At 42.2% G+C, this 21,749-nt stretch carries 21 protein-coding genes and 1 other annotated feature; of the genes, 6 read left to right on the top strand and 15 right to left on the bottom strand.

Features of this window, described 5'->3' with window-relative positions; all coding sequences use genetic code 11:
* Positions 1-11: 11 nt before the first annotated feature.
* The 3 genes from ACIQ0H_RS06765 to ACIQ0H_RS06755 are packed head-to-tail and all read right to left on the bottom strand — an operon-like array spanning position 12 to position 1,503.
* On the bottom strand, positions 12-575 hold the full coding sequence (locus ACIQ0H_RS06765) for a nucleotidyltransferase domain-containing protein (protein ID WP_403412704.1): 564 nt from the start codon (positions 573-575) through the stop codon (positions 12-14).
* A 2-nt stretch (positions 576-577) separates the two neighbouring features.
* The gene (locus ACIQ0H_RS06760) at positions 578-1,018 is read right to left on the bottom strand and encodes a GNAT family N-acetyltransferase (protein ID WP_403412702.1); all 441 of its coding nucleotides are present in this window, start codon (positions 1,016-1,018) and stop codon (positions 578-580) included.
* Between the two features lie 26 nt (positions 1,019-1,044).
* Complete coding sequence (locus ACIQ0H_RS06755; protein WP_403412700.1) at positions 1,045-1,503, bottom strand: NUDIX hydrolase; 459 nt, start codon at positions 1,501-1,503, stop codon at positions 1,045-1,047.
* A gap of 515 nt (positions 1,504-2,018) precedes the next feature.
* Here ACIQ0H_RS06755 and ACIQ0H_RS06750 point away from each other — a divergent pair.
* Complete coding sequence (locus ACIQ0H_RS06750) at positions 2,019-3,455, top strand: MFS transporter (RefSeq protein ID WP_403413429.1); 1,437 nt, start codon at positions 2,019-2,021, stop codon at positions 3,453-3,455.
* Between the two features lie 96 nt (positions 3,456-3,551).
* Here the strand turns inward: ACIQ0H_RS06750 and ACIQ0H_RS06745 are convergent, their stop codons facing one another.
* Complete coding sequence (locus ACIQ0H_RS06745) at positions 3,552-7,724, bottom strand: S8 family serine peptidase (RefSeq protein ID WP_403412698.1); 4,173 nt, start codon at positions 7,722-7,724, stop codon at positions 3,552-3,554.
* A gap of 390 nt (positions 7,725-8,114) precedes the next feature.
* On the opposite strand from ACIQ0H_RS06745, the gene ACIQ0H_RS06740 reads away from it, so the two are divergent.
* Positions 8,115-9,341 carry a helix-turn-helix domain-containing protein gene (locus tag ACIQ0H_RS06740; protein WP_403412697.1) on the top strand — a complete coding sequence of 409 codons (1,227 nt, stop codon included), beginning with the start codon at positions 8,115-8,117 and terminating at the stop codon, positions 9,339-9,341.
* Positions 9,342-9,626: 285 nt separating this feature from the next.
* On the opposite strand, the gene ACIQ0H_RS06735 is transcribed toward ACIQ0H_RS06740, so the two are convergent.
* Positions 9,627-9,962, bottom strand: coding sequence for a L,D-transpeptidase (locus ACIQ0H_RS06735; RefSeq protein ID WP_403413427.1), 336 nt, complete (start codon positions 9,960-9,962; stop codon positions 9,627-9,629).
* Between the two features lie 228 nt (positions 9,963-10,190).
* Positions 10,191-10,446: a binding site (T-box leader), on the top strand.
* A 58-nt stretch (positions 10,447-10,504) separates the two neighbouring features.
* Between ACIQ0H_RS06735 and ACIQ0H_RS06730 the strand changes: the two genes are divergently transcribed.
* Together ACIQ0H_RS06730 and ACIQ0H_RS06725 are read left to right on the top strand one after the other, a co-directional pair.
* On the top strand, positions 10,505-11,743 hold the full coding sequence (locus tag ACIQ0H_RS06730) for an MFS transporter (protein WP_403412695.1): 1,239 nt from the start codon (positions 10,505-10,507) through the stop codon (positions 11,741-11,743).
* Positions 11,744-12,036: 293 nt separating this feature from the next.
* The gene (locus tag ACIQ0H_RS06725; RefSeq protein ID WP_403412693.1) at positions 12,037-12,168 is read left to right on the top strand and encodes a hypothetical protein; all 132 of its coding nucleotides are present in this window, start codon (positions 12,037-12,039) and stop codon (positions 12,166-12,168) included.
* Between the two features lie 139 nt (positions 12,169-12,307).
* Here the strand turns inward: ACIQ0H_RS06725 and tatC are convergent, their stop codons facing one another.
* From tatC to ACIQ0H_RS06675, 10 genes are all read right to left on the bottom strand, one after another.
* Entirely contained in the window at positions 12,308-13,165 is an 858-nt protein-coding gene (tatC, locus tag ACIQ0H_RS06720; RefSeq protein ID WP_403412691.1) for a twin-arginine translocase subunit TatC, read from the bottom strand.
* Positions 13,166-13,173: 8 nt separating this feature from the next.
* A complete protein-coding gene (gene tatA / locus ACIQ0H_RS06715; protein ID WP_403412689.1) occupies positions 13,174-13,374 on the bottom strand; it encodes a twin-arginine translocase TatA/TatE family subunit in 201 nt (66 codons plus the stop codon).
* A 138-nt stretch (positions 13,375-13,512) separates the two neighbouring features.
* Positions 13,513-15,225, bottom strand: coding sequence for a GMC family oxidoreductase (locus ACIQ0H_RS06710; RefSeq protein WP_403412688.1), 1,713 nt, complete (start codon positions 15,223-15,225; stop codon positions 13,513-13,515).
* Positions 15,226-15,239: 14 nt separating this feature from the next.
* The gene (locus tag ACIQ0H_RS06705; RefSeq protein ID WP_403412686.1) at positions 15,240-15,998 is read right to left on the bottom strand and encodes a gluconate 2-dehydrogenase subunit 3 family protein; all 759 of its coding nucleotides are present in this window, start codon (positions 15,996-15,998) and stop codon (positions 15,240-15,242) included.
* 242 nt (positions 15,999-16,240) lie between these two features.
* On the bottom strand, positions 16,241-16,462 hold the full coding sequence (locus tag ACIQ0H_RS06700; protein ID WP_403412684.1) for a hypothetical protein: 222 nt from the start codon (positions 16,460-16,462) through the stop codon (positions 16,241-16,243).
* Between the two features lie 238 nt (positions 16,463-16,700).
* Positions 16,701-16,835, bottom strand: a complete 135-nt coding sequence (locus ACIQ0H_RS06695) for a hypothetical protein (protein ID WP_403412683.1) — start codon at positions 16,833-16,835, stop codon at positions 16,701-16,703.
* A 78-nt stretch (positions 16,836-16,913) separates the two neighbouring features.
* The gene (locus ACIQ0H_RS06690) at positions 16,914-17,696 is read right to left on the bottom strand and encodes an ABC transporter permease (protein WP_403412681.1); all 783 of its coding nucleotides are present in this window, start codon (positions 17,694-17,696) and stop codon (positions 16,914-16,916) included.
* Positions 17,696-18,595 (bottom strand): ABC transporter ATP-binding protein, encoded by a 900-nt coding sequence (locus ACIQ0H_RS06685; protein WP_403412679.1) that lies wholly within the window; start codon positions 18,593-18,595, stop codon positions 17,696-17,698. Before ACIQ0H_RS06685 ends, ACIQ0H_RS06690 begins: the two co-directional genes overlap by 1 nt.
* Complete coding sequence (locus tag ACIQ0H_RS06680) at positions 18,592-18,792, bottom strand: PLDc N-terminal domain-containing protein (protein ID WP_403412677.1); 201 nt, start codon at positions 18,790-18,792, stop codon at positions 18,592-18,594. Before ACIQ0H_RS06680 ends, ACIQ0H_RS06685 begins: the two co-directional genes overlap by 4 nt.
* Before the next feature lie 244 nt (positions 18,793-19,036).
* Positions 19,037-19,975 (bottom strand): PfkB family carbohydrate kinase, encoded by a 939-nt coding sequence (locus tag ACIQ0H_RS06675; protein WP_403412675.1) that lies wholly within the window; start codon positions 19,973-19,975, stop codon positions 19,037-19,039.
* Positions 19,976-20,121: 146 nt separating this feature from the next.
* Here ACIQ0H_RS06675 and ACIQ0H_RS06670 point away from each other — a divergent pair, with 146 nt between their 5' ends.
* Entirely contained in the window at positions 20,122-21,009 is an 888-nt protein-coding gene (locus ACIQ0H_RS06670) for an EamA family transporter (protein WP_403412673.1), read from the top strand.
* A 115-nt stretch (positions 21,010-21,124) separates the two neighbouring features.
* A complete protein-coding gene (locus tag ACIQ0H_RS06665; protein WP_403412671.1) occupies positions 21,125-21,688 on the top strand; it encodes a GNAT family N-acetyltransferase in 564 nt (187 codons plus the stop codon).
* The last annotated feature ends 61 nt before the right edge of the window (positions 21,689-21,749 follow it).

The following is a 21,749-nucleotide window of genomic DNA, read 5'->3' as shown; positions in this document are numbered from 1 at the left end:
CCTATCGCTCCTCATAATTCCCGAATCCACTTATGCTCAGGTACATGAACTCGAAGCGCATGGCATAACCACTCTTTATCTTCCGCCTTCAGCAAATTCTTCACCGCATTAAAATCGGCATGATCTTTCTCACGAGCGTTTTTCGCTTTGTATAGCAAGACAACCGCTGGATGTAGATATGGGACTCCTTCATTTGAAACAAGAAATAGTGAGCTTTCTGGAAAAGAAATCGACGATTCCCTTCTAAATATCCACATACCATCTCTCGCTTCGTTCAGTAATACTTCCAATCGCTCTCCAGCTTGTTTATGAATGCCGTGAATCTCATGAACCGGCAATTCCATCCATTCTTCGTCCCAGCTGATTAATTCACCCTTCACAATTTTTTCAAATGACCAATCTGGCAATGCCTTTTTCAGCACGCGCTGGTCTTCCCGAAACAGGGCGACCTCTATATCGGAATGGAGACGCGTTTCTTTGCCTATGTATAAATCAATCGCCCAACCGCCGGCAATCCCCCATTTTCCACCAAACCCCAACATCCATTCATTCACTTTACTACATGTACTAAACATAGTTACATCTTCCTCATCGTCTGAAAGTCAGCAAAATCCGTCGTAAACTCCATTTCCTTCACAAATCCAAACTTCTCATATAAACGTATGGCTCTTTCATTAAACGTCGCCACGGTAAGACGAACAGGTACATTGCCGTAAGTTTTATAGAGCGACTCCAATACAAATGAAAAGAAAGTAAAACCATTGCCCTTACCTGTTAATGTAGGGACCATGCCTAATCCAACATCTATGATATCTTCCGTATAAGCGCCCACTTGTGCACCTGTCGGCACTTGTGCAGAAGAACCGGCACAATAAAAGCCAATCACTTCGTCATTGTCATTCACAACGACGAAATAGTTATTCTCCAACAATTCCTTGACTGCCTCTGTATCATACTCATTGTTATAAAAATCATAAGGCGGTTCGTATCGCCAACCTAAAATTTTAGTTGCAGCCATCTCATCTATAACTTTGATGGCCAGCTTCATACTCGAACCCTCAACCTAGACAAATACGGCTCCATATACTTCCGGTATGACGGCAACAATCCGACAGGCAACGCGTCGGGCTGAAAATATTGAACATCAATCGATTCTGTTGAATCTATTTCAATATCTCCCCGTATATCCCTCGTCACATAAACAGCCGTTACGGAATACAGTTCGTCACCATTTGCTACTTTTAAATAGTAGTCCTCCCCCGAGAAAATACCCATCAATTCCAATTCACCGATCATTAGTCCCGTTTCTTCTTTCACTTCACGCCTCGCCGTTTCCTCCATACTTTCACCCAGTTCCATCAGACCACCGGGCAATCCCCATCCACCGTCCGTTCGGTGTTGCAGTAACACCTCATTTTGCGCGTTTAAAATGATAACAACAGCTCCTGGTAGTATAAGCGGCCTATTGCCGACAAACTTCCTTAACTCCCCTACATAACTCAATATAAGCAACCCCATTCAATATTTTCACCAATTGTAAATATTCAAGATAACTACTACCAAACCCTTTTATTTCATTTGTATTGAATAAGGTTCCTCACACCAACGCATCAATAAATATAATAATTTAAACTGTATAATTAAATTGCATCAATTTCATAATTACCCACCCAAAATAAAAACACGAACAATATCAAAATTTATTGATTTATTATTCGTGAATAAAATATTCTATTTTCATTAATTAGATTGCAAAACAGAGAATACATCTACAATTACTTGACTCGAAAGTAAACCTATGAAAAACGCTTACCTAAAGCACAAATTAACATCGTTCGGATTTTAAGTGTTATTATTCTATCAAGAAGTTTATTTAATCATATTATTATGAATAAATTTTCAATAGAAATATGATATTTTTCTCCTTCACCCCTCCTCTTCATTATGCTAAAGTAGGAAAATACAAACGATTGAAGAGGATGAAATCACATAAAACTGCTTTAAATTTTGGAGGGAAAATCGTGTCCACTAGCTATAAAGGTACGAATAAGATGATTACAGGGATTGTATTCGGTGTCATCACGTTTTGGCTTTTCGCGCAATCCATGGTGAATGTTGTTCCAGCCGTGCAAGAAGACTTGGGTGTTTCATTGGGCGTGCTCAACATCGCCATTAGTTTGACCGCATTATTCTCAGGGATTTTTGTTGTTGCGGCGGGCGGATTTGCCGATAAAATCGGACGTAAGAAGATGACCTATATCGGTCTCGTATTGAGTATCATCGGTTCTCTTTGCCTTGTCGTTGCGAATGGCGCCACTCTTTTAATTATCGGACGTATTATACAAGGTTTCTCTGCTGCTTGTATTATGCCAGCAACGATTGCTTTAATGCGAACGTACTTTGATGGCGCGGATAGACAACGCGCACTTAGCTATTGGTCCATCGGTTCTTGGGGCGGTTCGGGTGTTTGTTCTTTCGCAGGCGGAGCCATTGCAACCTATATGGGCTGGAAATGGATTTTCGTTTTCTCCATTGTGTTCGCTCTACTCGCCATGTATTTACTGAAAGATACACCAGAAAGTAAAGTCAAACAGAAAGGTCCTTCCCGTTTCGATTTCAGCGGCTTAGTCGTCTTTGTGTTCACAATGATCGGCCTAAACGTTGTTATCACACGCGGTGCCGATTTCGGTTGGACAAGTCCACTGACAGTAGGTTTAATTGCCGCAACGGTACTTGGCATGCTGTTCTTCATCAAAATTGAAACTGGTAAATTACATGCGCTAATTGACTTTAATTTATTTAAAAATAAACCTTATACAGGTGCGACAATCTCTAACTTTTTACTAAATGCAGTTGGTGGTACGCTAGTTGTCGCGAATACCTATGTGCAAGTCGGAAGAGGATTCACGGCGTTTCAATCGGGCATGCTCTCAATCGGCTATTTAGTTTCAGTCCTCGTCATGATCCGTGTCGGTGAGAAAATGCTACAGAAATCTGGCGCAAAGCTCCCGATGATTATCGGTTCCATCTTGACGGCAATCGGAATTGGGACAATGGCACTGACGTTTTTACCAGATACGGCTTATATCATCGTCGTCTTCATTGGGTTCATCCTATTTGGTACGGGGCTCGGTATGTATGCCACGCCATCTACCGACACAGCGGTATCCAGTGCGCCGGAAGATAAAGTTGGTTCTGCATCAGGTATTTATAAAATGGCGAGCTCACTTGGAGGCTCCTTCGGGGTTGCCATTTCCGCGGCGGTTTACGGTACGATGACGCTATCAGGTAATATTGAAAAAGCAGCATCTGCCGGCATTATCGCAAACGTGATTTTTGCATTGCTCGCATTGGTCGCGATTATGTTCTTGATTCCAAAGGCGGCAAACGAACCTGTAACACAAAAGGCTGTTGTGAATAAAGGATTTGCGGATCCAGTGAATAACAGGTTATAAAAGCAATACTAAAACACGCCTACAACATCAATTGTTGTAGGCGTGTTTTTAATTATCGCGAATCATATGCTTTTCCAGCAACTATCACTATTTATTTTAAGAAGTGATACCCAATTTTTTCAAAATATCCTCAAGCGTTTTTCCATCCACTTGCTCCACTGGTGTTCCTACATTTTCTACATATGGATTCTGTTTGAGATAGTTCGTTTGCACAAACTTCATATCTTCTGCATCTACGATTCCATCCCAGTTAATATCTGCTGCACGATTAGTCGTTCCCCATGCACTTTGAATGGCTAGTGCATCATGGATATCAATCACTTGGTCTTGATTGACATCTCCAGCAACTGGTTTTTTAATAAAGTAGCTAGATGCAAGGATCTTTTGTTGACCATAAATTTTTCCTTTATAATCAAAGCCAGTCATTATCGGTGTTTTAGTCGTAAAATGACCCGGTACATTCAATTCCCATGACCATAGATCACCAGTCAGCGGTAATTTTGAAATGGAAAATCTGTTAACATCCTTCACTAAACTTGGCGTGATATCATGTACTGTACCATCCGCATGCGTTAGTGTGAGGGATGCGCCCGAATTTGACCAATCCACATTCTTATATTTAGTAGTTCCTGGAATCATAAATCCTTCGACATTCAGCGGACCTTCCAGTTCAGAATAACTTGCCAATAACCCCCATGTATATCCTGCCTTCAGCAACTTAGCAGTTCCTTCTTCGTTGGAAATCTCCACTGTAGGATCTAGTTTGACATTTGTACTGAAGCGAGACTCTTTCACTTTTAAAGTCACATCGACTGCGGCCACTTTATCTTGAATTGCGGCGGTTGATGGTAGATCCAATTGTACAGTTGGAGTACCTGAGTCGCTAAGCGTTACTTTCGCTTCCCCAAATTGCCCTAGCTCTGCATTTGGCTGAGCATCGACAATTTCAAGATTTGAATCTAGCTTATCGAAAGTCCAACTAGCCGTTGATAAGGATGAAATATTATCTAATGTAAGAGTTGCCGTTATTGTATCACCCATCGCCACTTCTTCAATTGGGCTAGTGATATAAGCATTTGGCGTGCCCTCTTTGATAAAGTAATAGTGTTTTGGAACGGTACTGTTTACTGCTATATCCCTTCCTTGCACCATAAAGCTCATAACGGGTTCATCCGGATACATGACAATGTCTTCAGAGAACTTACCCTCCTTATCCGTATAGGTAATGTTGCTGAGACTTGCAGTATTCGGAGGTCCAAACGTATATTGCAGGCCGAGATTGGATAGATCTACTTTCATCCCGGCGTCTTGCATTTCTTTCACTTGTGGATCCGTCACTTGCATCGAAAATGGATATGTTTTTTGTCCAGGTCCGTATTCGATAAATGGCGATTCCTGGTCTAATGACGTAGTCACTTCGGGTTTTTCGATATCTACATAATGATCTAATAAGTTTACAAGTGTTTTGCCTGACCCAGTAGTCGTAATCAATTTCAACTTATAATAACCTGGTTTTTTGGTTACAGCATTTGCAGAAATCGGCTGATTAGGATCATCGGTAAATGGATAATAGCTTCCTAGAATAGCCATTGGTGCGATGACATCCGTATACGGTCCGAATTTAGCTATATCCATTGATGTAATATAGCCAAGATCTTGACCCGTTTTTCCATCCTGCAGCACAATATCTAGGTTCTTCATTGGCGATTTCACCATAAATCTTAGCATGCCAAATACACTACCTGAAGCCATTCCCATCGGTTCAGTTTGAGAAATTCTATAATCCATTCCCGTTTTCGCATGACTAGCTACCATAAATTCATAATCTTCATCCGATATACGAACGTTAAATGGCACACCATATTTTTCATTTTTATCTCTTGGGTTCACCAACATGATATAACCTGTGTAAATACCTTCTTTTGCTGTATTGGGTATTGTGAGTTTTACGTTTACACTTTTCGTTCCATTCTTCTTCATTTGAATCACTGGATCAATGGATACTTTTACGCCATTAGCCCTTGGATCCATGAAGCCTTTTATCGTTTGAAAATGAGCGGATGCGATTAAATTTTTATCCACATTTTCAAAGTTTTCCAAATTAATCGTTTTACTGATTGATTGGTTTTCGCCTGTTAAAAGCCCCCCAAAGCTAATTCCACCGGTCAACTCTTCTATAGTGAACATTTCTCCGCCACTAGGTAGAAGTGTTTCATCTTGAACTTGAACTTTCATTTTGGGATGAACGGCTTCATAAGGATCAACACGTCCTGCACCTTGCTCAAATGCACTGTTTTCTCCATTTATTAGAAGTTCAGCTGTATTCATTAAGAGCGTTTTAATATCTCCTGGTTGTAGGTCTGGATTGTTTTGTAACATTAGAGCCGCTATACCAGCCACATGTGGCGTTGCCATAGATGTCCCATTTTTTCTCGCATAGGCACCCGTGTAATCAGTAGGTGTTGATGGATTCACGAGAAAAGCAGGTTCCGTAGATAAAATACTCACGCCTGGAGCAACTACCTCTGGTTTTACATCGTACGTTTTTAGTGCAGGACCACGGGAGCTAAAATCGGCAAGCTTATCCCCCTCTGTTTCGGTGACAGTTACGTTCGTAAAGGTAAATTTGTTGTTTCCTGCTTCCACTTGAGCTTTCAATGTTTGCCCATCTCTTTGCGTGACAGAGAGAGTAGGGATATAAGCAGTTGCCTCTCCAAGATTTAACCCAATATGACCTTCCACATTGTTATAAAGAAGAACAGCACTTGCCCCATGTATTTTCGCAAACTTAACTTTGTCTGCCAGTGCATGTGTCCCACGTTCAACCAATGCTATCTTACCTGATAGATCTTTACCAGCGTAGTCAGCTTCCCCACCTAAACCAACATCTACCATTTCAAAACTTTCCCCTTTGAGAGTAGCAAAGTCATCAGAAAAACCACTTGCCAACGATTGTAGATCAATCGATGATCCAGATGGTACGTTTCCTGTCATAGTCGTCAGTGGCATCGGTATATCACTTGCCCCTACAGTCAGTGCTAAAGCAGCAGATCCAGGGGATCCCACGGAATATAATCCCGAGCCAGCATTTCCTGCCGCTACGACTGCAGTCACCCCGCTTAAAACGGCATAGTTAATCGCTGTACTCGTTGGAAAATAGGGATCATTGATATTGGCACCCAACGAAAGATTAATAACATCCATTCCTTCGATGACCGATTGGTCGATTGCGGCAATAATATCAGAAGAGTTTCCAGTGCCATACGGGCCCAGCACTCTGTATACATACAATTGAGCATCTGGAGCTATCCCTTTAACGGAATTCTCATCGTTATCTTGTGCAGCAATGGTACCGGATACATGCGTGCCGTGATCGGTGTAATAGGCAGATCCATTTGCGGCAAATTCAGGTAATCCAGACTTCTTCCATTCTTCATAGGTGGCTTCCATGGGATCACTATCTTTACCCACGTAGTCATAACCACCTTTGTAGGCATCTTTAAGATCGGGATGATTGTAGTCAATTCCCGTGTCTAAGACGGCCACTTTTATGCCCTTACCTGTTAGCCCTTCTTCGTGGAGCTTGTCCACGCCTAAGAATGATAAAGAGTCTCCTAATGTACCGACCGATTTACCTGCATCTTCGTTAGCGTCTTCAAGAGGTAGTGGATCATTCGTAAATATAATATCTTTGTAAATCGATTGAACGACTTCTGATTCGAGCAGCGCTTCTACTTGAGAGGATGGTAAAGTCATCGCAACCCCATTAAAAGCAGTTTTGAAAGAATGCTTGATTTGATAAGACGTTTCTACGACTTTTAACCCCTCTTCAGCAGAAAAAAGCGACTGTTCCAAACCAGTTTCTGGAAATATCTGCTGAAGATCGTTTTTGAACGCGTTATGTTCTTGCTCGACTTTGCTTTGTGCTTCTTTTTTAGTCAAAGATCTTCCATCCACTGCAGCATCTAAGACCGCTACTTCCCCTGGTTTCGATTTAAACTGAACGATGACAGAAATCTCTTGGTCCCCACTTAGCTCATTTCCCTCGAACCCTTGAAGTCCATAACTTTGTTGTGCATCTGCTTTTGGTAACGCTTCCCTTTGTGCGTCCGTTAAAGATGCAAGAATTCTTTCCGTATTGCTCAGTTTTGTAGCGGATGCACTCGCCAAATCATAATTCATAGAAGGGAGTACTAACGCAGCCGACATGGCTAACGCAGCTAAACCTTTTCCAGACTTTCCAACCCATCTTCGTTTGTCAATTTTCATAGTTACCCTCTTTTCATATTTTAATTGAAAGTTTCAAAGAAATAATTCGCCCTAAATGACTTGCTAACTGTTATCAGTATGAATTACATTGAAAACAAAAACAATTGAGACAATTATTATATATCTATTTTCCTATTTCCCTCATAAACATGCATATTCGACAAATTTTGACACTATTTCACCTTATAAAGGATCCATTTTGCAACTAAATTGTCTCAACCTACACTTTCTAATATCCGCAAAATAATACAACGAGCAAAGTTGTACCTCTTTTATCTAGGACAAGTTGGTCATCTAGTAATAAATTCAAACTCGCGCTACACACACCCAAAATATCAGACATGTTAGAATATAATTAATGGCTATTACACAGGGAGTGATAACATGTCCGTGGGAGAAATTATCAAGTTTTACCGTCAGCAAACAGGACTTACACAAGAGCAATTAGGAAATGGGATTTGTACAGTTTCATACATAAGCAAAATTGAGCGCGAGCAAACGTCGTATTCAGCTGAAATCATCGAGTTGCTAGCCAAACGTTTGAAAATAGATATCGAAAAAGAGATCGAGTGCTGGGAAGGCATGCGAAAGCTATTGGACCGATGGCATAATTCAATGATTATGTGCAGAACAAAGGATATGGAAGAGATTAAGAAAGAAGTTGAAGAAATACCCTTTATATCCTCCTCTAGATATTCCACGATATACCAATCATTGCTAGCGAGATATTATTTAGAGGTAAAGGAATTGAATAAGGCTCACGTTATTTTGAGGAATTTAGAAAAAGGATATGGGGATTTAACCCCTTTTGAAAAAAGTTTACTGCGGCATATTTGGGGTTTGTATTACTTAGACAACTACAACTATGAAAGTACCGAAAAATACCACAAGGCATTAACAGCATTAAAAGAAATCAATCCGGCCGTATATGGCAATCCTGAATATTTTCATGATTTAGCTGGGGCTTATCATTGGATAGGCTCAAAAACAGCTGCTTATATACATGCAGAAAAAGCGCTGAAGCACTTCAAAGAAACCAATAATTATATAGCAGCGGTTAAATCAAAAGCAATAATGCTTTTACAAATTGGAAGTAGTCCCAATACAGATTTCCAGGAATTGATAGACTTATATAATGATCTAATCCGTGACAGCGAAACATTTAATATACCGGACATAAAAAAAGCGCTTCTGAATAACGTAGCTTACCAATACTACGGCAGAAAAGATTATGCAAACGCAAACAAGTATTTCAATGAACTGCTTAGCATGACAAACAAACAAGCTACATCATACCCTCTTCGCTTATACAGTTATTTGTTAAATGCTAGCGAAGGAGAATTGCTGAGTAGAACAGTCATGATGACAAAGGTGCAGGAAGGTATGGAAATCGCAACAAAATTCGACAACTCGTTACATAAAATATTACTCCAAATTCTTGCATACAGTATAGACGGCCAGCATGAACAATACTATGAGTTCCTGGAAAGTACCGCCTTACCCTATTTTCAATCAAGCGAACATGCCAGTTTGAAAAAAGGCTACTCCGAACGCTTATATAACTATTACATGGAGATGGAACAATACGAAAAAGCCGCACGGATTTTAAAAATATAAAAGGGCTATGTATGTTGCAATAAAAAATCTTACCAACAGCGCTCGGCGCTTAAGGGTGGATTGAACTGCATCCTTCCCCGGATGCCTCCCGCGATAAGCCAAACAGAAAACCACTGTTAGTCTTATCGCTTCGGCTACCCCAGTAGGCGCCTTCGCTGGAGATTACGTTAAAATCATAAATTCAACATATATAGTAGCTTATAAGGAGCTACTGAAAAAGCAGCTAACAAAACGACTTCATAAAAAGCACCATATAAAAAATTACCGGCGACAACAATCTGTCACTTATTTGCGGATACGGACAGTTGTTCCAATCGAAACCATAGAGGCTAATTCTAAAACATCTTTGTTATGCATTCGGATACATCCATGCGACACGCTTTTTCCAATTGACGCGGGATTATTTGTTCCGTGTATCCCATAATCAGGCTTTGATAACCCCATCCAAAATGCCCCGAAAGGTCCTCCGGGATTACTTTGTTTATCGATAACTTGATAGGCCCCCGACGGTGTTGATGTAACCATTCTCCCCACAGCAATCGGATATATTTTGATTAGACGATGACCATCATAAAGTTTTAATCGGTGTTTCCGTGTAGAAATATCGATCCAAAGAGTGATAAGATCGCCTCCATACAAAATGATTGTTCCATTTATTGTATGGAGGCGCATGCCAATGGGCAGGGCTTGCATAATGATCGTAATGTACAAACACCCCTAGACCAGTTATTAGTAGGATTCTTTAGCTCGACCTATGTATTTACTCAAACTAAAAATGTTTCATTATTTCAAAAAAATAAAAATTCACCTATTTACAACTCCCTCAACAAATGCTATTATCTTTAAAAATCAAATGCGTTGAAGAGAAGAGTAAATAACGTTCATTCTTTGCAGAGAGCTCCGGTTGCTGAAAAGGAGTAGGAATGAGTTATTGAAACAAATCTCTGAGCATCACTTTGGAACCAGAAATGGGGATAGAGTGACGGGAGCTCCCGTTATCGAGCTAAGGTATACGCATATTTATATGCCGTACCTGATAAGGTTACGATGGCAACATCGTAATAAACTGGGGTGGCACCACGACGGATACAATCTCGTCCCTAAGACTTAAATGTCTTGGGGGTGGGATTTTTTTGTTGTCCAAAAATAGAGGGGGTCATTAGATGAAGTTTAAAAACGTAGTAGAATCTTGGAAGTATCCATCACTCTTATTGTTCGGAATTGGTATGTCCAATGTAGGCGCCTGGATTTATTTAATCGCGCTTAACTTAATCATCCTGGATATGACAGGCTCTCCGCTCGCAGTAGCTGCCCTTTATATTCTGAAACCGCTAGCCACGTTATGTACAAATTTTTGGTCAGGTAGCATGATTGATCGGTTAAATAAGCGTAATCTCATGGTCAACCTCGATCTATTTCGCGCGTTATTTATTGCCACATTGCCTTTTCTGTCTTCTCTTTGGTCTATCTATGCAGTCGTTTTTTTGATTAATATCGCGAGTTCCATGTTTGAACCGACATCGATGACCTATATCACAAAGCTCATTCCAACTGAGGATAGAAAGCGATTTAACGCACTGCGTAGTTTAATCGATTCGGGAGGTTTCCTCATTGGTCCAGCCATTGCTGGATTGCTATTTATCATTGGTACACCTATTTTTGCGATCTATATAAATGCCATCGCTTTACTAGTATCGGGATTGGTCACTATGCTAATGCCCAATCTTGAAAAACATTTGCGGGTTCATACTGTCAATGAAAAATTATCTTTTGAAGTCGTGAAGAAGGATTGGATGGTTGTGTTGAATTTCAGTCGTCGCTATGCCTATATTATGTTCATTTACTTTCTCTTTGGCTGCGTGATGGTCATGACTTCCGCCGTCGACTCACTTGAAGCGGCGTTCGCTAAAGAAGTGCTCTCTTTATCAGACAGTAAATATGGTTTTTTAGTCAGCATAGCTGGCGCTGGGTTTGTCATTGGCTCGATTATCAATGCCCTGATTGCCCATAAATCATCGACTTCGTTGCTAATCGGTTTAGGATCCCTATTCGTTTCTGCCGGCTATATTGTATTCGCTTTTTCCAACGTCTTTCTTATGGCAGCTATCGGCGTTTTCATATTGTCGTTCTCTCTGGCCTTTGCGAATACCGGCTTCCATACTTTTTACCAAAATAATATCCCCGTCGATATGATGGGGAGAGTCGGCAGTATGTATGGGTTAGTTGAAGCTATGTTAGTCATCATCGCAACGATTATCATCGGAGTAGCTGCACAGCTTATAACCATTCAGTACGTAGTCATTGTCGGAACTATCGTGATGCTGTTGATATCCTTTACACTTCTCATCTTTACGATTCAATCTTCGAAGGCAAAGCTGTATACGACTATATCCGCAGATTGACTAGCGTGTTGGGAACCGTTCACTTCAGACTGTTCCCTAACATTGCTCCAAAAAGCTTTCTCGAATACGCATGCGAAATTAGTATATGCTTTTAGAGTTAAATTAATCCCACGATCCATTTATAAAACAGTAGTACTTCGATATCTGTTTCTTTCTAAGTCTAATCCAGTCCTTCGAATGTCTCACCTGAAACGAGATGGAACAATCTTTTTAGTCCTTTTTCGTATAGTTTCCCACAACACGGACATAGTAAGATGATTCAAAAATACAGCGACAAGGAGAGGATAATTTTTATGAACAAAATGGCCATGGCAGCACTTGGACTCGGCGCAGCATACCTGATGAGAAATAAAGGTGCCAGGGACAAATTGATGAAACAATTTGAATCACTTGCCGCGAAGAATGGCATGCAGAAAAACTCTTAACCCTCCCCTGTAGGTTGAATGCTTGAATAGCTGTTTATACTTTGCGAAAGAGTCATAAAAAGCATTGCTTAGCAGCAAAGACATTCAGTACTTCGACTTATGTAAAAAATCGGCGACCTTTATATAGGGCGCCGATTTTTTATGTCGATTCATTTGTAACCGCACTACGTCGCTCGGCATACATCACGATATAAATACTCGCCTCGTACAACAATGCCATCGGAATAAGAACTAAAAGTTGACTAACAAAGTCAGGCGGTGTGATCAAAGCCGAAATAACTGCAATGGCTAGATAAGACCATTTCCGCACTTTCCGCATAGATCCTGCAGTGAGCACCCCAATGGTCGCCAAAAACAGCGCAACAATCGGCAACTCAAACAATATTCCAATCGGCATCGTTGTCATCAGTAGAAATCCGATATATTCCTGTGCCGATACCATCACATTGAAATTGACAGCTCCCATCGCAACGAGAAATTGGTAACTTAGTGGATTGACGACGAAATAACCGAATGCCACACCCATGAGAAATAACACAAACATAACAGGGGAATATAAACTAAGGAAACGACTTTCCCGCTCGTTCAATCCAGGTTCCACAAATTGCCAAAGAAAGTGACTCAAAAAAGGTAGCGTCAGCCCAAATGCTAGTGCTGTGGATATCGACATATAAAATTTCACAACTTCTAACGGACCAAGAATGATGAGCTCATGCCCACGAGTGACATAAGGGAACCAATAATTAATGGTCGAAAAGATGAGTATGATAAATCCCAGAAATACAGCAGCACTCTTCACAAGTTGCTTCCTCAAGTCTGTCAGGTGATCGACAAGGGATGGGTTATTTTCCAACTCTAACTCTAATTCAGGCTCCACACTTAAAACCTCGGCAACACTTTCCACGACTTCAGCCACCACTTCATCTACCTGTTTCACAGCACCGACTTTATCCAATGGACTTAAAACTTTTCGGTTGTGGTCACCATAAGGATCCATCCCATCACCTACTTATCGATACTCTTTTTTTCCAATTCCTTAGGGGCTGACTCCTCATCTTCGATAATATCCCGTGCTGACTTTTTAAATTCTGCAAGCGTTTTGCCGACTGCAGCGCCCACCTCTGGTAGCTTCCTTGGCCCGAATAGGATAAGAACAATCACAAGAATGATGATTAGACCTGGTACACCGATACTCGCTAAACTCATGATAAACGTCTCCTTCCATTTGATTTAGCAGATGTCTACCACTTCTAAAGTTGGCGGCATGAATGCTAAAATGTATTTCAATTTAGTAGAAATCCAAAATTCGAATATAATTACACCGTCTACCTTGTAATTGATCCTTTATACAAGTGACCCACCCTGTTTACTGTATTTCACAATTCCTTCAGCAGCCCGGTACGCAAGTGCGCCCAGTGTTCCTGTTGGATTATAGCCGCCATTATGTGCAAAATTCCCAGCACCTATGACGAACAAATTTTCAGCATCCCAGTGCTGTAATTGAGTGTTGACAACACTGTCATCCGGACTTGTTCCCATGATCGTCCCGCCTGTATTATGCGTTGTCTGGTACGGAACAATATCATAATTCGTCAAAGGACTACCAGGTACGACTGTTTTCGCGCCCATTTCCTTCATAATCTCCTCAGATTTTGCAGTCAAATACTTATGCAAGTTCTTATCCTGCTCCGTGAAATTGTACGTTAACTGAAGCAAAGGAACGCCATACGCATCCTTGTAATTCGGATCTAGTGACAGGAAATTTTCCTTATGAGGGATGGAAGCTCCCTGCCCACCAATACTCAATGTCCGCGTATAGTTATAAATAGATGCCTTTTTAAACTCCTCACCCCAAACAGGCGTATCTGGAGGAAGCGGATTGAAGGCAATCGGCCTCATCCCCGCCTGCGTAATGGAAAGACTTGCCCCGTGGATAAAGTCCAGATCTCCATGATCGAAGTTATCACCATTAAAATCATCGATTGTCATCCCTAGTGAACCAGCACCCATGAAGACATTCATCTGCTCATCAAAAAAGCCTGTCGCCCCTGGAAGAATCTGATACCCATAATTTTTACCCAGCGTACCTTTTCCCGTATCCGGGTCGTACATTTGTCCGATGCCTGATACCATAAGAAGCTTTGCATTATTCATCACATAACTTGTGAGCACGACAACTTCAGCCGGTTGAATGAATTCTTCACCTGTTTGTGTATCGATATACCTTACGCCAGTCACTTTATTACCCGTTTTCAATATTTCGACAACATTCGAATGAAAACGAACGTCATAGTTGCCCGTTTTCATTGCGGTTGGAATAACCGTAACCTCAGCGGTTGTCTTTGCACCATATTCACAGCCGAAACGTTCACAAAATCCACAATATTGGCAGGGAGCAAGCTTCTCACCGTCAGGATTGGTGTACGCCTCAGATAGATTGGCAGAGGGTAACATGAACGGCGTATACCCGAGTTTACTTGTGGCAGTCTCAAACTTTTTCAGGATGGGTGTCCGCTTCATCGGAGGCGTTGGAAAATCAGACGTACGCTTGCCCCAGAATGGATTTGTATTCTCCCCGGATATGCCCGCCATCTTTTCAAATTTATCGAAATAGGGCTCCAGCTCGTCATATGTAACACCCCAATCCTGAAGTAGATAGTCACTTGAGAGTTTGTTCTTGCCATATTTCTCATCTGTTAATGTTTTGATTTGAAAATCATACGGTAGAAAACGCCACGTATGGCCATTCCAATGTGTGCCTGAGCCACCGAGTCCTTCCCCAAGAAGAAACGATCCCATCTGTCTCATCGGCAGCGCCCGCATCTTGCGATGATTTCTAAACGTAATCGTCTCTTTCGCAAGGTTCTGCATCAAGTCGTAACGAATTGCATAACGAAACTCATCATGTATTAATGAAAAGTCTTGTGTACCTCTTGATTTCCCTCGCTCTAGGCCAAGAACTTTCAAGCCCGCTTTTGCACATTCTGCCCCAATAATGCCACCGCCCCATCCAACGCCCACAGTGACTACATCTACTTTTTCCAATGTTGTTGCCATTGACTATTCCCCCTTTAGTGTTCCATATTGCTAAGCGATTTCGGTTCGTATTTCATAAACTTCTCACTTTCAATGTCAGCGATATAGGACATTTGATTGCCCGGAAATTCCTTCATGCGCCAAGCATCCATGTTGACATTGCCATTATAGATTGGGTCCGCATAAGCCCCCTCTAATGTCGCTTGACGAAGAAGCTTGAAGAAATACTCTGATGATACGCCCTTCATATCCACTTCATTTTTTTGGAAGGCTGTAATGATTTCATCCATCTGATTCTTTTCAAGCTCAATGAATCGTTTATCAAACCGACTTTTCGCCTCCTCATCCATTTTCAAGACACCTTGTCTAAACATTTCGGCACGTGTCAGTTTGCTTTGGTACCCTTGCGTCGATTCACCCGCAAAAAACGGACCTTGCATATATTCTTTTACATTACTTCCATAGTTCCCAGCCAGTTGGTTGTCGATGAAATACGGGACACCCAGTCCAATGGCGCCCGGCCCAAGATCATCTTCCGGAAAAATTCGTTCAACAGCTTGAGACAATATATTGAACTCTCCCATATTTTGAAAGAACATCAATCCACGATTGCGAACAACTTCATGCTCTGCTCCGCCACCGCCATTACCCTTCGTTCCGCCAACTGGACCCTCCTTTTTAGTGTTATAACCTACAAGTCCGCCAATGAGACCCCCTCCTACGAGGGCCCCTGTTGCAATTCCAGTCGTCTTCAGGAAGTCACGCCTCGACAACCCTTTTTTATCATCTGCCATCTTCATCCTCCTCCGTATGACTAACGTCTATAAAGTGATCCTAGAATCAAGCATGCCAGCCTTTTCACGGTTTCATACAATACAACACTATTTTTTTGATGATTCATTGAATAGGATGATTTCAAGCTAGGATGGACATGAGCGAATCATTATTTTTTCACATAAAAAAGGAGCTTCCCATTTACGGAAAGCTCCCATCAAGCATAATGGAGAAAAACCACCTGTTAAAGGTCGCACACTACTCACTGAAATTTCCACGCTTCAATCGTACGCTTGACTTCATCATCCAAATCTTCAAGTGAAATTTCATGTTTTTCCTGATCAGGCTGCATTTGGAACCAATTGACTTCGCCACTTTTATAATGGCCTTGATATTCCTTACCATCCAGCGTCAGTCCAAAATGCAGTGTCTCATTTGGTGTGTCCCCAAACAACTCTTGCCGAACGCTAAAATTCTCAATCATCTTGTATCCCCCATTCCAAACATCATTTTCTTACACACTATACCCATTTTCCCGAATCTTTTTAACCGCCGCCCCCAAAATCCGTTTTTCCCCTTCACAACAATCAAAAAGGACGCTTGTGTTATGTCAAAAACCGACATACACAGGCGTCCTGTTCACGGGCAAATGCCCTCAAATCCAAGGATTGGCACCCCATCTTCTTCTATTTTTAATTCCCTTAAAGGAACTTCAATTATGTTTACTTTTCATGATAATGGATGTCGAGAAGTGTCGGCATTTCCCGGGAAATGCTTTCATCCGTCCCTTTATCCGCTAATCTTCTCCATCGATTTTTCAAGGCGATTATAAAACGATCGGAGTTGCGTTGAGGCAACAGAATTCCTCCATTCGACAAAGTCCTTTTCACGGACTTTACCACAGAGGAATTCACCTCACCCTTTTGGTGTTTTGACTACACGGTCGTTTTTGCAGCATTACGTTTCGACATGAAAATACCAAATAGGATAAGTATAATGATTAATACAACACTCACAGCCACACTCATCCACAAGTCTGATAGATCGGCATCCACTTGAAACCAGTACGTTGCATACATCGCCAATTTCCATGGTGATACCGCCCAATACGCGCCAATAATTGAATCGACAAGCTGATAGACAAGCGTAATCCCAATGGCAAGACCAGCTGCGCCACCTGTTGGAAGCCATGCACTAAGCGCCAAGACAACCGTAACAACAAAGACAAGCCACAAACTATACGTTGCCATAAAGGAGAAAACTTTCCCCGCCTCAACATGGTTGAAAAGGATTTCAATGTAATACCACGCTGCCATGAACCCTAGCCATGCGCTGCCAAGGACAATCACATTGGCGACAAGCCATTTACTCAAAAAGTAAGCACGAAATGACATTGGACGGACGTAGAGAAGTGTTGCAGTTCCATTTTTCCGTTCACCCGAAATCGTCCCCATGAATGCGAGCACAATAATGAGTATGCCGACGAACTGATATTGTCCAAGTAGTGAAGCAAAAATGTCTGCACCTTGAAGTTCTGGCCATAGGAAGTCCATCCCTTCAGGCATATTGCCCACACTCTGCATGATTTGAGGTAAGAAGTGATTAGTAATCGGTTCCATAATGCCAAAAATAATAAAGACCAGTGGAATCCAAAGCATTTTGAAATTCCGTGTGTGCTCACGCCATTCTTTCCGTAACAGGACACCGAATCCAGTCATCAGATCACCGCCACTTTCATAAAAATGTCTTCTAGGCTTGCCGTCTGCTGTTCAACTTTTCGTACTTGGAATGTACCTGAACTTACTAGAGACAGGACCTCGGTCATCGTAGCCCCCTCGGTACGTACGTCAATCGAGACCGTCACCCCTTTTACAATCACTTGCCACGACGCAATTGACATAAAACGTTGCAATTCCTCCAACCGTTCAAATTCGATAACAATTCGGGGTTCTGCATAGCGAGAACGCACTTCATCAAGTGAACCATGTTCAACCAGCTTCCCTAGTCGTAAGAATAACAACTGGTCCGTCATTTCTTCTGCATCATTTAAAATATGTGTAGAATACAAAATCGTCGTTTTCTGTTGCAGTTCCTTCAATAAGTTCATCACTTGGCGACGCCCCACTGGGTCAAGCGCCGAAACGGGTTCGTCTAGCAGTAATAATTTCGGCTGATGAACAATCGCCTGCGCGAGTCCCAGTCTTTGCTTCATGCCACCTGAAAAAGTCCCCGTTTTCTTGGTCATTGCTTCACCAAGGCCTACAAACTCCAATGTCTTCTTTGCTTCCACTGTCGCTTGTCTCGTTGCCACACCACTTAGCCGTGCTGCCATTTCTGTGAATTCTAGCGCAGATAGCCACGGGAAAAACTTTGGATATTGCGGAAGAAATCCAATTATTGAGCGAATGTCCTGCCCTGCATTCCCTTGAAACTGAATCTTTCCATCTGTCGGTGACACAAGACCCGCAAGCATTGACAATGTCGTCGTTTTCCCTGCCCCATTTGGTCCAATTAAGGCAGTAGAAGTATGTTCCGCGATTTCGAATGAGACAGTGTCTACCGCCTTATCATCCCCATACTTTTTCATCAAATGGTCTACTTGTAGCAAAAGAGTCATACTTGCCGCCTCCCAAAGATAAAGTACAAAATCGGCCCGATTAAGTTACCAAGAATAATGATAAAAATCCACATGATAAATGGACCGTTCGTCCGCTGATGACGAATGACGTCCACGAGCGCAACAATCATCAAGATGAATTGAAGGACGATTATCGGCATAATGAGATTCCACGGGATATTTGCCAGTTCAGACATAAACTTCACAACCTTTCTTTGTTGTTAGTATATGTAAAGTATAACACCGCTGTTCTACATTGTATATAACAGCGGTGTTAAGTATGAATAAAAAAAGATATTCTATGATGGGAGCAACGATATTTCTGATTGCGCACGGGCGACTCCTCTTTGCGCGGCTAAGACACGCTTTTGCGTGCGAGCTACTGCTGGTACACTACTTCTCCACAAAAAAAATCCTCCCCATTATAAAGGGAGGATTCGATCATTCTTCAATATCTTCAAGCCGCGGCATTGCCGATAATGCACCTGGCTTCGTTGCGCAAAGTGCGCCCAGTTTGTTGCCAAAAGAAATATAGTCAATCCACTCATCACGTGTTTCCGGTTGACCTTTTAATTGGATTTGTCTCAAAATCCCTGCTACGAATGCATCACCCGCCCCAGTCGTATCGACTGGCTCGACTGGCTTAACGCCAACATGTGTTAAAGCTCCTTCAATAACAGCGTACGTCCCTATTTCTCCAGCAGTAATGAGTACAACTGGAATCTGATAGGACGCTAGTTTAGAGATCCCGGCTTCAAGTGTTTTTGTTTCGGTTAGGAAAAACAGCTCTTCATCCGTTAGTTTTAAGATATCAGCTTTGACAGCAAACGACATGATCGTCTCACGACACACCGCTTCACTTTCCCAACGCAGTGGGCGAATATTCGCATCCATCGACAGTAATATCCCCGCTTTTTTCGCTAGGCGAACGGCTTCTCTTGTTGTCTCAAAGGCCGTCGGTTGAAACATAGAGCCCGAACAAAGATGTAGCACGGAAGCCTCTAGAAACGCTTGCTCAGGTAAATCCGAAGGCTCCACCTGGATGTCAGGTGTCTCATCGACATACGTGTGGAACAAACGATCATTTTCTTCCGTCAAATGCACGTAAACCCCGCTTACTCGTTTGTCATTCTCTAGCTTCGCGAATGATAAGTCGACACCTTCTTTAGCTAATTCATCCCGCACGAATGCTGAAGTTTCGTCATCCCCCGTCACGGTAATAAACGCAGAAGTAGCGCCAAGCCTTGAAATGCCCGCCGCCACATTAACCGTTGCCCCGCCAAGAAACGTCACGAATGTCGAATTTGACTGATCTTCCGCTATATAATCGACGAACGCGTCGCCGTAAATTAACACATGCTTTTTCTTTAAATCAATCATCACTGTACTCCCCGCGAATTCATTTTTTCTATCGTAACATGGAACACACTTTACAGGAAGGGGTCTCTCCAAAGAAGTCTGACCTCATACATGTCTACTTCTCCCAAATCGTGCTATACTAATCGAATGGAACGGGAGGTTTTTTGATGAAACAATGGATGTACCCCTTACTTATAGTATTTGCAGCAAGTTGTTACGGTATTCTTTCCACAATTGTTAAACTGGCAATCCTAGATGGTTTCACCGCTGCTGAAGCAGTGACGAGCCAATATTTCGTCGGATTTTTCATAGCGCTTATCATTTTTATCATCGTTCGACATAAAGTCCCGAAATTCGGCGGGGGTTTTACACTTGTTCTTGCGGGTTTATTTACAGCAACGACGGGGACTGTCTATGGTCAAGCGGTTGAATATATGCCTGCTTCCCTCGCTGTCGTCATGTTGTTCCAATTCACTTGGGTTGGTATATTGTTCGATTGTATCGCGAGACGACGCCTGCCGAAACGGATTGAAGTCATCTCACTTCTCTTCCTTTTCGCTGGAACGATTCTGGCGGCAGGTGTAATCGATGCAGACCTAAGTGGTATTCCATGGCAAGGTTGGGCATGGGGAATGGCTTCAGCCGTCAGCTTTGCGTCATTCGTGATGATTAACCAACGCCAAGTTGAAGGCATGGACACCGAAACGCGATTGCTGTTCACATCATTTTTTGCAGCAATTGCCATCTTCTTTTTTCAAACACCAGAAATTGTCTGGAACGGAACATTGTTCGGCGGAGGATTGTGGGTATACGGGTTGATTCTCGGCTTATTCGGGATTGTCATTCCCATCTACCTCTTTTCAATTGCCGTACCAAAGGTCGGAACAGCTATGACATCCATTTTAAGTGCGATGGAATTACCAGTTGCTGTCACCGTATCTGTCATCTTGCTAAGTGAAACACTTACGGCCTTACAAGTTGTCGGCATTGTCGTGATCTTAATCGGTATGGTATTACCGACTCTGTTACAACGTCGAGTAAAAGCTACCAAATAGCCTAAACAGCCCACTGCATTTGCGGTGGGCTGTTTTACTTTTCTCTAAGCATTGTACATTCCTAAACGCAGGCCCTTTGGTACAATCATCATGACAGGCAAAGGAGGATCTTACAATGGAAATCACCATACGACAAGCACAACCAGCCGACGCTAAATCTGCCGCTCCTCTTCTAATTGAAGCAAACGGCGACATTGCAAAAAGGATGACAGGTGAAACAGATTGGGACAAGGTCGACCTCGCATTACAAGAATTATTCAAACGCGAAGATAATCTCCACTCCTATCTCTATACCTACGTTGCCGAACTCGATGGCAAAGTGGCCGGCATCATGGCCCTCTATCCAGGCGATATTGAAGCCGAGCTCGATCAAAACTTAAACAAATGGCTTGCTGAAAAAGGGGCTACCAATCCTGAAGTTGATCCGGAAGCATTACCTGGCGAACTGTATATCGACGCAGTATGTATCGACCCTGCTTTCCGTAACAAAGGAATTGGTACGCAATTATTCACTTACGCAGAAAAAATCGCCCAACAAACAGGCTTTACCAAGCTCTCCCTGAACGTCGAAATTGAAAAAGAACCGGCCATTCGACTCTACAAACGCCTCGGTTACGAAATCGTATCCCCGTGGACCATCATTGACGAACCGTTTCATCATATGGTTAAAGAAGTTTAACTACAATAAAAAACCGCCTTCCGATTTTCTCACTGGAAATCAACAGGCGGTTTTTTCACAT

Origin of the sequence: Sporosarcina sp. NPDC096371, assembly GCF_044762865.1 — a bacterium.
Taxonomy (GTDB): domain Bacteria; phylum Bacillota; class Bacilli; order Bacillales_A; family Planococcaceae; genus Sporosarcina.
Note: the sequence above shows the minus strand (reverse complement) of the source record. Positions and strands in the feature narration are given on the sequence as shown.